The sequence below is a fragment of the Fulvivirga ulvae genome, from assembly GCF_021389975.1.
Taxonomy (GTDB): domain Bacteria; phylum Bacteroidota; class Bacteroidia; order Cytophagales; family Cyclobacteriaceae; genus Fulvivirga; species Fulvivirga ulvae.
On the sequence record NZ_CP089981.1, the window covers coordinates 3454914 to 3467401 of the forward strand.

Sequence of the window (12488 nt, forward strand, 5' to 3'; positions counted from 1 at the left end):
ATTATATATGAATAAATTACATTTTAAAATATACCTTTTGCTTTTCATGGCAGTAATATCTACTGCCTGTAGTGATGACGATGACACTGCCGCCTCTCCTGATAAAAAGGCTATGGAGGAGCTGACGGGTGAATGGAGAGCGGCCAAAGTAACAAAAGATGATTTTGAATTGGCAGGATTTGAAAATTTCAGGTTGGTAATTACACAGGGCAAAATATTTCAGACACACGGAGATTCTGAATTGATATTTCCAATAGGCGAGTTTGAATTTGTTGAAAACAGCAATTATGAAAAGGTGGTTTGCCAGGGTGTGGAAGTGAGATTAGCCTATGATGAGGGAGGCCTGGTAGCCTCATTCACGCTGGCAAAGGAGCCCTCAGGTGGAAGACAGGCCGGTTTAAATGGCGGTTACGTGTTTGATATGGTGTCAAATTAGTATTGGCGGTTATGTCTGATATCAAGCTGCCGGAAAAACTATGGAACACAGATATACTTTTACAAGCGCTAAGTATTGAAGATGCTGATGAATTTTACAACTGCTTCAAAAAATTTGAAGTGGTCTATCGGTATCACGACACAGCGTATGAGCGGGTAGCGTCACCTCAGCAGTTTACCTTGCGGATGATGCGGGCCCATAACAATATTTGGACTATCAGGCTGGCTGATGAACCACAGATGATAATTGGTAGTTGCGCATTACATGGTTACAGTGAAGACATTTCAAGAGTTGATATTGGTGGTGCCGTATTACCCGAATATCGGGACCACCTGTTTTCGGCCCTAAACCTGACAATGAAATCGGTACAAGAAAAACTTCGTATCAAAATAGTCGTAGGCAAAACAACCATTAAAAACCAGATGGCCATTGAAATGGCCGAAAAGCTGGGATTCCTTTTTATATACTCCGGAAAGAGTGAAGCAATAGTTCGATGGGTTGTTTAAATAGTATCTGGTTCAGCCACTCTCTTTTTTATATTCTTCCACCAAATGAAATTGCTCTGGTCTAAATTCTTTTATATACTCCAGGCCCCAATCATACAGAGGATCAAAAATGAAACTGAGTCGCTTTCCGAACTCAGTAAATGAATATTCCACTTTGGGTGGTACCTGAGGGTATACCTTTCGCTTTATCAGACCATCGTTTTCAAGCTCTCGCAGCTGGTTAGTCAACATCTTTTCCGTTACTCCTCCACATATTCTGCGAAGTTCGCTGTAGCGTTTTGCTCCATCCTTCAATGCATAAAGAATGAACAATTTCCATTTTCCACTGATCATGTTGACCGCCAACGTCATGGGGCAGTTTTCTTTTGAACAATCCATTATAAATTAATTAAAATTATTTTTTTTGATCTTTTAGCCTAAGGTATTGCATTTAAGCAAAACATACAAAAAGGTATGTACCATTCAAAATAGTAAGTACTTGATAATCTTAATGGTACAATCTAAAATTGTTGGAAAAAACAACTAACAATGAAATTATTATCTGAAATCAAAATTGGAGATCTGACACTTAAAAACCGGGTCATAATGGCACCCTTAACCAGGAATCGTTCAACAATCGACCGGGTTCCATCATCATTGAATATTAAATATTATACACAAAGAGCAGAAGCTGGATTGATCATTACCGAATCGACCGCTGTCTCTCCTTCCGGCGTGGGATATGTTAACGCTCCCGGTATTTATACAAAGGAGCAAATAGATGGTTGGAGAAAAGTGACTGATAAAGTGCATGAAAGAGGAGGGATGATTTTTGTGCAGTTATTTCATGTAGGGAGGATCTCACACCCTGATTTTTTGGGTGGAAAGCAACCGGTAGCACCTTCAGCCATAAAGCCAAATGGGCAAGTATACACCTATGAAGGATATAAGGATTATGTGAGGCCGAAAATGCTGGAGTTGGATGAAATAACTCAAATTGTTGAGGATTTCAAAATAGCAGCTAAAAATGCACAAACTGCGGGCTTTGACGGAATCGAAATACATGCAGCCAATGGTTATTTGATTAACCAGTTTATAGACGATGTGAGTAACACCCGTACAGACATATACGGTGGAGTTGTAGAAAACAGAAGCAGATTGCTTTTTGAGATTCTCGAAGCGGTATCCCAAATATGGGACAGTACAAAAATAGGTGTAAGGTTATCACCCTCAGGAGTATTTAACGATGTGGGAGATTCAGCTTCAAAAAGTACCTATCAATTCATAATCGAAAAACTCAATAATTATAACCTGGGTTACCTGCACCTGATGAACCCGATGATGCCCATAGATCACAATACTGAAATGATAACCAACGTGGCTCAATACTATGGTAAGTTTTATAAAGGTCACCTGATGGCAAATGGTGGATACTCAAGAGATACCGGTAACGAAATAATAGAAAGCAAAGAGGCAGACATGGTTGCATATGGCAGACTGTTTATAGCTAACCCAGATCTGCCAACACGTTTTCTGCTGGATGCCGAATTAAATTCGCCTGATCAGGAGACTTTTTATGGAGGGAATGAAAAGGGCTATACCGATTATCCGTTTTTGGCGCACAATCCAAACTTGATTAAGTCATGAATACAAAAAATATATTTGTAGTAGTTCTTGAATTTTCAGAAAATAAAAGCCTTGCTACCCAATATATGGAAGGACATATGGAATGGTTAGAAAAAGGATTTAGCAGCAATATTTTCTTTTTGTCAGGAAGCATCATGCCCAACCGTGGAGGAAGTATACTGGCAAGAAATATAACTTTAGCAGAACTACAGGGTATAGTGGACGCTGATCCATTTGTGAGGGAAAATATAGTAACAGCGGAAATTTTAGAAATTGTTCCAACAAAAATTCATGAAGATCTTTCATTTTAGAAAGTGTTTTCGGGGTGAATTTTATGCTAAGCATTGATAGCCTCAGTTCCCACGGAGGTTATCAATGCATATTAACTATCAAAAGTTTGTCAAAGCTTGTATGCGGCTCTTTCAATATTTCTTCCGTAAAGAAATTTTTTGAGTCAGGAAATTTTACTTTTGCTTAAACCTGAACAATGTAATTTCTTAAATGGATGATTTTTTAATTGGTATTGGAAAGCGCATTCGTAACATTCGTAAAGAACAAAAAATCACCATTAGTTCCCTGGCTTCTAATGCCAATGTGAGCAATGGGCTTATCTCGCGAATTGAAAACGGGAGGACGATCCCGTCTTTGCCTGTTCTGCTAGAAATTATTAAAGCATTGGGTATTAATGCCAGCGCTTTCTTTGAAGGAGTGGAACACAAGACAGGAGCCAAGTTCATTCATATAAAGAAGGAGCAACAGCAGTTTATAGAAAAAGAAGTTGATGCTAAAGGCTTTACTTACTATCAAATATTTGGTAGAAGTTTGAATGCTGTTGGTTTTGAGGCTGTTATACTCACAATGTCACCTGGCTCTAACAGAGAAAAAGTAACTACAGATGCATGGGAGTTTAAATATGTGCTGAAAGGGGAATGTGAGTATCTAATAGATAATGAGGAAGTATTGGTGAAGGAGGGCGATTCGCTATATTTCAATGGAAGATACCCTCACGTGCCAGTCAACCGATCGGCTGAAGACTGTATTATGCTGGTTTTATACTTCTTCTCTGAAAATTCTGATTCCTGAGAGACCTGGCTTGCCTTTCGCCACTATTACTTCTAATACTGCCAGTAGCTTTAAACCAAAAAAAACAACCTTTTAATTGCGGGTGCTTTAATGGGCTTTCTGGTATAGTTTGCGCATCATCGTCATCCACGGTCTTGTTTGCAGCCCGAATTCAGTTTTCTCTAATTCTTTTCTTGTTAGTGGAGGCCGCTTATCTGCATAATATTCTATTATGATTTTAATAAAAATAATTTAACACTCATAATTTTACAAATAGTAAAATATTTAACTGTTTTGAGTTTTTAAGTTTATTATTTGTAAAATAATGATGATGCTCAACGAGCCCCTGTTTATATTCATTAACGCTTGCAAACGAATAGTAGCTGTTTAGTGATATGAAACTACCGGGGAAAAATACCAGATTCATCTTGCAGGCCTCCATAGCAGCTTTCGGAACATACTTCTGCATGTATGCCTTCCGCAAGCCGTTTACCGTAGCCTCGTTTGATGGGATCACTTATCTGGGTATTGACTATAAGATCCTGTTGGTGATAGCCCAGGTCATTGGATATACAATTTCAAAATTCCTGGGCATCAGGATCATCTCTGAGCTAAAGCGAACAAGCCGAATGAAGTACTTGTTGACTTTTATTCTGCTAGCCGAACTTTCCTTACTGGGATTTGCCTCTGTACCGGCACCTTACAATATTATTTTTCTTTTGCTTAACGGGCTTCCTTTGGGAATGGTCTGGGGTATTGTGTTCTCCTATATCGAGGGCAGAAAATCGACGGAACTCCTTGGTGTAATTTTATGTACCAGCTTTATTGTTTCATCGGGGGTGGTGAAGTCGGTCGGGAAATGGCTCATTGATGATTTCACGGTCAGTGAATTCTGGATGCCATCGCTTACTGGCCTGATATTTATTCTTCCCCTGATCTTGTTTGCATTTGCCCTGGAAAAGCTGCCACCTCCTACTACTGAGGACATTTTTGAAAAGTCGGAAAGGCTACCATTAAACCACAAAGAAAGAGCACTCCTATTCAAAGACCTTTTCTTGCCCATTACGCTGATTATCATATTCTACACTGCCTTAACAGCCATAAGAGATTTCAGGGATAATTTTGCCAGGGAGATATGGGATGCCTTGGGGTTTGAAGATAGCGCTTCTGTTTACTCTATTTCCGAAATCCCCATTGCCATAATTGTTTTGATTATACTGGGGTTAGTAGGAACAGTTAAAGCCAATAAGACGGCCTTTAAATACTACAATTACATACTAGTCGCCGGATGTTCCTGCATGGTGCTGTCTACGGTGCTTTTTCAACTACATATACTGCCTGCCGTAGGCTGGATGATTTTATCCGGCTTTGGGATGTATATCTGCTATGTACCGTTTAACGGACTTTATTTCGACAGGCTGATCGCTACTTTTAAAATCAAAGGAAATGTAGGCTACCTGATCTATATGGTTGATGCATTTGGGTATCTGGGAAGTATGTTGATACTGCTGTACAAAAACTTTGGGCATCAGCACCTGTCGTGGCTTAACTTTTTTATTCATGCAGTTAACCTGGTAGGAGTCTCAGGAATAGTATTCACCCTTATGTCATTTTTATTCTTTCGCAGCCGGGAAAGAATTACTGAAAAAACTAAGAATCTGATTTATGAACATTAAAAACTTTGATCTGCTGGTGATCGGTGGAGGTATATTAGGGACTTTTCATGCATATCATGCCCTTAACAAAGGGTTGAAAGTAGGTGTCATTGAAAAAAATACACTGCCAATGGGTGCAACTGTGAGGAACTTCGGCCAGGTGGTGCCTTCGGGCATGAACCTGAAGTGGCAGAATTACGGCCGTGAAAGCTTAAATATATACAAGTCGATACAATCAAAGTTTGATATAAGTATCCGTGAAAATGGTACGGTGTATATCGCTTCAGACCAGGAGGAGTTACAGCTAATCGAAGAGCTGCATCAAATCAATAAGGATAATAGCTATGGCTCTGTACTGCTCACTAAAGACGAGTGCTTAAATAAATATGCCGGCTTGCGATCTGACTATTGTATCGGCGGGCTTTTCTTTCCGGAAGAGGTTACAGTAGAGCCGAGAACCATGATCCACAGGCTAAGGAAATACATGGAGGAGCAGCTTGGGCTACATTTTTTTCCGAACACCACCATCATGTCTACCGAGGAGACTTCAGGAACTGTAAAAGTACAAGATGCCTCTGGTAATAAATTCTCGGCCCAAAAGGTGATCATATGCAACGGCAACGACTTTAAGAGTTTGTACCCTCAGATTTACAATGACAGCGATCTGGTGGTTTCAAAACTGCAAATGCTTCAAACCAGGCCCCAGCCGGCAAATTATAAACTGAATGGATCAGTACTTACGGGGTGGACCATCAGAAGGTATGAGGCTTTCGAGGAATGTCCGTCTTACACGGAGGTCAAGCAAAAGGAAGACCCTGATACATTCCAAAAAAAATTTGGTGTCCATATTCTCTTCAAGCAGGCCATTGATGGATCCGTAATCCTGGGCGACTCACATGAATATGCCGACGCTGCAAAAGTGGATGATCTTGGCTTCGATATCAATTCTGCTATTGATGATTTCATGATCTCGGAAGCAAAAAAAATAGTTGATCTGCCGACCTATGAAATTAAAAACCGCTGGTTGGGCTTTTACTCCCAATGTAAAAATGGAGACATCTTTCAGCATAATGTATCTCCCAATGTACATATAGTGACAGGTATAGGAGGCAAAGGCATGACCGGCAGCGCGGGCTTCTCAAAGGAAAATTTACTACGACTGTTAAATATTTAATAAATGACAAATATCGAATTAGTGGTGCTGGATATGGCAGGCACTACCTTAAACGAGAATAATATTGTATACAAAACCTTGCATAAGGTTATCAACCAACACGGTTACTCTGTAAGTCTGAAAGATGTACTTGAGCTGGGGGCAGGAAAGGAGAAATTTCAGGCTATAAAGGATATCGCTCAGGCCTTTCCCTCCGATAAAGGGGAGGCTTATGAAGTTATTTTTGAAGAATTTAAGGAAAGGCTGGACGAGGAATATGAAAAATTAGATGTACAGCCTACAGAAGGAACCAATGAGTTTTTACAATTCCTGAAGGCCAATCACATAAAAGTAGCCCTTAATACCGGTTATAGCCGCAGGGTTGCTCAGCTTTTGATAGACAAACTTAACTGGCAGTTAGATGAGCACTACGATGCCCTGATTACCGCCGATGACGTAGTAAGGGGACGGCCTCATGCTGATATGATCTTTAAAGCTATGCAACTTCTGGACATTCGAGATCCTAAGAAGGTACTAAAAGCAGGAGACTCTGCAATTGATATAGAGGAGGGTATAAATGCAAAATGCGGCATTACCGTCGGGGTTACATCAGGAGCGCAAACCAGAGAGCAGTTACTTAAGGCCAACCCAACCTATATTCTGGATAAGGTGGCTGACATTAAAGGACTTTTAGATAACCCCGGTATTAATTCCAAATCCACCTAAATCTTAAGAAATCATGAAAAAACCCGTATATACTTGTTTTCTTGATAACAATATGTGCCTGGAATATGATAAATATCCCGACTCGGTTGTAGTGGTTACCGGAAACCGATAACCTCAAAACAACCTGGCCGGGTTTGATGAACTAGTTTTTGTGTTTGATTTTTCTTTTTGTAAAAGCTGTCAGTTATTGGCAGCTTTTACTGTTTCTGGTCAGCCACTATTAACGTTGATTTACTAAGCTGTTCGTTGCTGCTCAGTGCTTCTTCAATGAGTTTTATTTTCTGATGGGCAATTTCACTGGCATCTGCACCTAAAAACAAGTGGACTGCCGGATCAGCCTGTTCACTCACCGTGATCAGCGCTTCAGCCGCCTTCTCAGGATCATTTGACTGATTTCCATCGATCTGGTTTAAATGTGCCTTTTCCGATTCTCTGGCTGATTTGTAATCATCAATGGGACTGGCAGATGTTTTGATCGAACCCTTAGATAAAAAATTTGTCCGGAAATAACCTGGATAAACCACCGTGGCATGTACATTGAACCCCTTCATCTCTTCTGCCAGCGCTTCTGAGAACCCTGCCATGGCGAATTTTGTAGAACAGTAAATGCCAAAGCCAGGAAAACCACCTGAGTAACCTCCAATAGAAGAGATGTTGAAAATGTGACCTGATTTCTGATGACGCATGTGCGGTGCAACATGACGGATAACGTTGAGCGGGCCAAATACATTTACATTAAAATTATCCCTGACTTCTTCATCACTTAGTTCCTCCAGGGTGCCGACCAGGCCAAAGCCTGCATTATTGACGACCACATCAATACTTCCGAAGTGATCAACGGTTTTGGCAACGGCCTCTTTCACATTGTTGTCGCTCGTGACGTCCATGGCAAGCGGAAGGAACTCTTCTGACACGGGGCCTGCCTCATGTATCAATGATTCAACAGACCGGCTGGTTGCAGCCACACGATAACCATTTGCCAAAAGCTTTTTTACCAGTGCCAGCCCCAGGCCTTTTGATGCCCCGGTAACAAACCATACTTTCTTTGTGCTCATAATTTTTTGTTTTTAATTATGATACAAAGATCCGCTTGCTGCTTTAAAGCTTAATTATAATAAGCAAACCCGGACTTATCAAAATCAAACATTTCTAAAACGGGTAGGGGTTATCTCCGTGTGCTGCTTGAAAAACTTATTGAAGTGAGTCACTTCGTTAAAGCCTAAGGCATAAGCAATTTCGGAGATATTCCAGGTACTGTGCCTTAGCAAGATCTTTGATTCCTGAAGAATACGCTCCGAGATAATCTCGGAGGTGGATTTCTCAATAGTCTTTTTTAATGCCCTGTTCAAATGGTTTACATGTATTGCCAGTTGATCTGCGAAAGCAGATGGGGAGCGGAGGCTCAGCCGTTGGCGGGTGTCATCAATAGGAAACTGTCGTTCCAGCAGTTCAAGGAAAATGCTGGTGATCCTTTGCGAGGCGTTGCCCTCTTGCTTCTCAAAGTTTGATGAGGGCTGCATTTTCATGGCAATATGCAGTAGTTCGAAAACGAGTGTACGCAATATATCATATTTATGTGTGTATCCGGAATTGATCTCATCAAACATCCGCTCATAAATAGCGCTGATTTCATCAGCCTGCTTATCGGTCAGTTCGAATATTGGTGTTCCGGTAGGTTGGAAAATTTCGTATTGACGTAAATTTCCAAATTGATGAAAAAAGGATTCGGTAAATACGCAGAAATATCCGCTTTGGATTTTATCGATCTCCTCCCAGTTGTATGGTACCTGAGGACTGGCAAATAACAATGCCTTTTTCTTTATTTCAATTACCTTGTCAGCATAATGGACTTTATTATTTCCCACAATGAGGCTTATTTTGAAATAATCCCGCCTGCTGTACGGAACGGGCCTGGCTTCCTTTCCTATAAAAGGCGCCAGCTTAAATACGTTGAAATGACCAATTTCGGTATGTATGCTGTCGGGTACCCAATTGAGTTTTTCCCTGTAAAAGTCTTCAATGCTCTCCACTGGCTTCATCGTGTAAAGTTATAAAAATCAAACCTATAATGTAAAGGCGTGACTCAATTTAAGGAAGCTGAAGCAGGCTGATCAGGCTTTGATCATAGAGAACACATACAACATTTCCGTAGCAATCTGTTTGTTCCGGTGTGCATATACCGTTGCCTCTTCCGAGGTGCCGTCAGCATGTTTTGGATCTTCATAAATCACCGAAACCCGTGACTCAGCCTCTGCAATGTGAGGGCATTTCTCTTCTGCATCAGAGCAGGTCATAACTGCGGTAAATGCTGCTCGGCAATTGATAGGGTCGTTGTAGATCTTTGAAAAGCAGGGAATGGCCTCTGCCTCGTACGAGTAAAAGAAAAAATAAACAGGAACAGCCCGGTCTTCTTTCCGGGTGATGAGAAACCCGCAGTCTTCCAATGCCTTAATTGCGTTTTGGTGAAACTCCGATGGCTCCGTGCCGCCGGAATACGCCCTGACCATAGGTACTCCTTTAATCCAAGCGATAGTCTCAGCCCATACCTGGCAAAGCTGGCTCCGTCGGGAATTGTGCGTACAAATAAAGTTGAGGTTAACAGCCTGATGCTTATCCACTTTTTCCTGTATGGTATTAATCAGCGGTTGCAATTCGCTCTTCCTATGCTCTGTTATGGATGAAATATCCAATTGACCTAAAAACTCAGATATTGCAGGGATCAGCTTTCTCATATCACATTTGGAAGCATCCCCGAAATGCCGTCGCTCTTAGGTTTAACTGTCTTTTTTCTGAAGGTTGACCGCCACGAACGATCTCTTGGACTTTTCTTTGATGGGGATTTCATGGTTACCTATTGAAATATTACAATTATAAGTCTAATTTTTTTAACAACAATTATGGTCTGCTGCTAAAGTGTATTGAGAGAACAGGTTGTTAAACAGGCTCTTAACCTCCTCCCAACGTGCAGGGTTAATACAGTAACTTACTGAAACACCCTCAATAGTACCCTGTAGAATACCAATGGCCTTTAGTTCTTTTAAGTGCTGACTGATAGTGGGCTGGGCAAGCCCTAATTCCCAGACGAGGTTCCCGTTTATACATGTGTTTGCCTTAAGCAAATATTGAATAATGGCTACACGAGCCGGGTGGGCGAAAGCTTTGGCAACCAGGGCGATGTCATTTTGTTCTGAGGTAAAAAGCTCTGTTTTAGTAATTCCCATTGATTTATCCTTATATTGCAATATTACGATTAAACAATTGGAATGAAGAAATTACAGGAGAAATTTTAATAAACTATCCCGGGTTTTTAGTCATGTGAATTGAATCAAGGCTTTTCATGCTTCCTAAAGCCTGATCGTACAGTAGCCGGTAATGTTGTAAGCGGAACCAAAACCCCCTTAAAGGCTTCATCAGCGCCTACATAGAATAGCCTCCCGTGTTTGCCAATAAATCAATTAAAATCTAGTTTAATTGCATTACGTTAGGTGCCGGTTTGGTTGTTCGGTCTGGGTCAATAAACATTCCGGGCAGGGCCGAAGCTGCGGTGATTATGAAGAACAAAAGAGACAGGGCTATGGCATTGGCTTCATTAAAAAAGAAATACCCGGATGCATAGAAAAAGACCATTTCGCGCATGCCGAGTCCTCCGATAGTTACAGGAATAATAGTGGCTATGGAAGAAATAAAGAAGATGCCGATATAGTGCAGATAGTTAGTGTCTATACCCAGGCTCAGCATCAGCAGGAAGACACTCAAAGCCTGGGTTAATTGTACACCCAATGACAATAAGTTAGCCTTCAGGAAGCGTCTTTTATACTTTCTGAAACCCATGGCAACAACAAGGTAAAACACCGGATAAAAAAAGCCCGTGCTTATCCCAAGGCCGAATTTCGTTAAAAAATCGGCCTCGTAGATTTGTAAAATGATGATGGCTGTAAGCATAAGGATGGCAGCCAGGCCACAAAGCCGGTCCAGCAGTATGGCTTCAAAGAGTCTTCGGGTTCTTCTGTTGAATTTACTTTTCAATACCACAATCTTGTAAGCATCACCACCTATTCCGCCAGGTAGTATCAAATTATAAAACATGCCTTTGTAATATAAGCGGATATGGAACCCGAAGGTATCCTGAACGCCGATCCGTTCCAAAAGGTACTTTAACCGGGTAGTGCTTATGCCTTGAGATAAATTATAAGCCAATAAGGCGCCTGCCAGCCATAATGGGTTGGCCTTAAGGATAAGTGCCAGTGTATCATGGGTGTCTATTTTGCTGAAAACTATGGCTATAGCTGTGGCGCTAACTACAATTTTAACCAACAGCCTGAGGTATCCGGGTATTTTTACTTTCCACGATAAAGATGTCTTTGATGTTGTATGTTTTTTTGCTTTGGGATTCATAGTATATCCTCATCATCAATTCTGCAATAAGACCAAAAGTTATAAATTGAATACCTGCCAGCAGTAATACCACTCCGAGTATTAATAAAGGCCGGCCCCAGATATCTTCTCCAAGAATTTTAAGGAACAGAAGGTATAAGTTGATAACGCCACCGGCTATCAGCGCCACGATGCCTAGCGGTCCGAATAAATGAATAGGCCTTCTGAAATATTTTTGATAAAACAAGATCAGAATGAGGTCGCTGATGACTTTGAAAGTTCTGCCCAGGCCGTACTTTGATTCACCGTAAATTCTGGGATGGTGCTTTACATCCATTTGTGTTATCCGGGCACCCTTCAGTTTGGCAAGAATAGGGATAAACCGATGCAGCTCACCGTATAGATCAAGGTTTTTAGCTACCTCTCTGCGAAACACCTTCAAAGTGCATCCATAATCACTGATATGGACACCGCTAAGCTTTCTGATCAGGGCGTTGGCCATCTTACTGGGGATTTTTCTCAGCAGCATCCCGTCTTTCCTGTTTTTTCTATTGCCTGCTACTACATCCCATTTTCCGGTAATAAGCTCATTAAGCATCATCGGGATATCTTCAGGATCATTTTGAAGGTCACCATCTAAAGTAACGATATAGTCTCCTGCGGAGCAATCAATGCCAGCCGCAATGGCAGTAGTCTGGCCGTAATTTTTGTTTAATATAACCAGCTTCACATGGTCGTCAGCGCAATCCTTAATATGCTTTACAGTGTTATCCGTCGACCCGTCGTCTACAAAAATAATCTCGTATTCCATACCCGTGAGTGCATCCGTTATCTGCCTTAGCAGAGGTGCTACGTTGTGCTCTTCATTGAGTAAGGTTATAACCAGCGAGAGTTTCATATCGGGCTTATTTCCAACATAAATTTCGTTTTCAGTGAAATCAGAAGCTATTGTAAACGGTTATATTATCGTT

15 protein-coding genes are annotated in these 12488 nt (G+C 41.1%); 8 read left to right on the forward strand and 7 right to left on the reverse strand.

Features of this window, described 5'->3' with window-relative positions:
* Window positions 1-7 precede the first annotated feature (7 nt).
* Window positions 8-436, forward strand: a complete 429-nt coding sequence (locus LVD17_RS14555) for a hypothetical protein (protein ID WP_233767857.1) — start codon at window positions 8-10, stop codon at window positions 434-436.
* Between the two features lie 11 nt (window positions 437-447).
* The gene (locus LVD17_RS14560; RefSeq protein WP_233767858.1) at window positions 448-942 is read left to right on the forward strand and encodes a GNAT family N-acetyltransferase; all 495 of its coding nucleotides are present in this window, start codon (window positions 448-450) and stop codon (window positions 940-942) included.
* A 12-nt stretch (window positions 943-954) separates the two neighbouring features.
* On the opposite strand, the gene LVD17_RS14565 is transcribed toward LVD17_RS14560, so the two are convergent.
* Window positions 955-1320 (reverse strand): winged helix-turn-helix transcriptional regulator, encoded by a 366-nt coding sequence (locus LVD17_RS14565; protein ID WP_233767859.1) that lies wholly within the window; start codon window positions 1318-1320, stop codon window positions 955-957.
* 150 nt (window positions 1321-1470) lie between these two features.
* Between LVD17_RS14565 and LVD17_RS14570 the strand changes: the two genes are divergently transcribed.
* From LVD17_RS14570 to LVD17_RS14595, 6 genes are all read left to right on the forward strand, one after another.
* Window positions 1471-2568 carry an alkene reductase gene (locus tag LVD17_RS14570; protein ID WP_233767861.1) on the forward strand — a complete coding sequence of 366 codons (1098 nt, stop codon included), beginning with the start codon at window positions 1471-1473 and terminating at the stop codon, window positions 2566-2568.
* Complete coding sequence (locus LVD17_RS14575) at window positions 2565-2858, forward strand: YciI family protein (RefSeq protein WP_233767863.1); 294 nt, start codon at window positions 2565-2567, stop codon at window positions 2856-2858. Before LVD17_RS14570 ends, LVD17_RS14575 begins: the two co-directional genes overlap by 4 nt.
* 190 nt (window positions 2859-3048) lie before the next feature.
* Window positions 3049-3630, forward strand: coding sequence for a helix-turn-helix domain-containing protein (locus LVD17_RS14580; protein WP_233767865.1), 582 nt, complete (start codon window positions 3049-3051; stop codon window positions 3628-3630).
* Window positions 3631-4004: 374 nt separating this feature from the next.
* Window positions 4005-5285 (forward strand): DUF5690 family protein, encoded by a 1281-nt coding sequence (locus LVD17_RS14585; RefSeq protein ID WP_233767867.1) that lies wholly within the window; start codon window positions 4005-4007, stop codon window positions 5283-5285.
* Entirely contained in the window at window positions 5275-6438 is a 1164-nt protein-coding gene (locus LVD17_RS14590) for a TIGR03364 family FAD-dependent oxidoreductase (protein ID WP_233767869.1), read from the forward strand. The genes LVD17_RS14585 and LVD17_RS14590 overlap by 11 nt, the downstream gene beginning before the upstream one ends.
* 3 nt (window positions 6439-6441) lie before the next feature.
* Window positions 6442-7143, forward strand: a complete 702-nt coding sequence (locus tag LVD17_RS14595; protein WP_233767871.1) for a phosphonatase-like hydrolase — start codon at window positions 6442-6444, stop codon at window positions 7141-7143.
* A gap of 197 nt (window positions 7144-7340) precedes the next feature.
* Here the strand turns inward: LVD17_RS14595 and LVD17_RS14600 are convergent, their stop codons facing one another.
* From LVD17_RS14600 to LVD17_RS14625, 6 genes are all read right to left on the reverse strand, one after another.
* Window positions 7341-8198 (reverse strand): SDR family oxidoreductase, encoded by an 858-nt coding sequence (locus LVD17_RS14600; RefSeq protein ID WP_233767873.1) that lies wholly within the window; start codon window positions 8196-8198, stop codon window positions 7341-7343.
* A gap of 84 nt (window positions 8199-8282) precedes the next feature.
* Window positions 8283-9182, reverse strand: a complete 900-nt coding sequence (locus LVD17_RS14605; RefSeq protein ID WP_233767874.1) for a helix-turn-helix domain-containing protein — start codon at window positions 9180-9182, stop codon at window positions 8283-8285.
* Window positions 9183-9254: 72 nt separating this feature from the next.
* A complete protein-coding gene (locus LVD17_RS14610) occupies window positions 9255-9875 on the reverse strand; it encodes a low molecular weight phosphatase family protein (RefSeq protein ID WP_233767875.1) in 621 nt (206 codons plus the stop codon).
* A 153-nt stretch (window positions 9876-10028) separates the two neighbouring features.
* Entirely contained in the window at window positions 10029-10364 is a 336-nt protein-coding gene (locus LVD17_RS14615) for an ArsR/SmtB family transcription factor (RefSeq protein ID WP_233767876.1), read from the reverse strand.
* Between the two features lie 241 nt (window positions 10365-10605).
* Window positions 10606-11457: a lysylphosphatidylglycerol synthase transmembrane domain-containing protein gene (locus LVD17_RS14620; RefSeq protein ID WP_233767877.1), complete on the reverse strand. Its 852-nt coding sequence runs from the start codon at window positions 11455-11457 to the stop codon at window positions 10606-10608.
* Complete coding sequence (locus LVD17_RS14625; RefSeq protein ID WP_233767879.1) at window positions 11450-12415, reverse strand: glycosyltransferase family 2 protein; 966 nt, start codon at window positions 12413-12415, stop codon at window positions 11450-11452. Before LVD17_RS14625 ends, LVD17_RS14620 begins: the two co-directional genes overlap by 8 nt.
* Window positions 12416-12488: the final 73 nt, after the last annotated feature.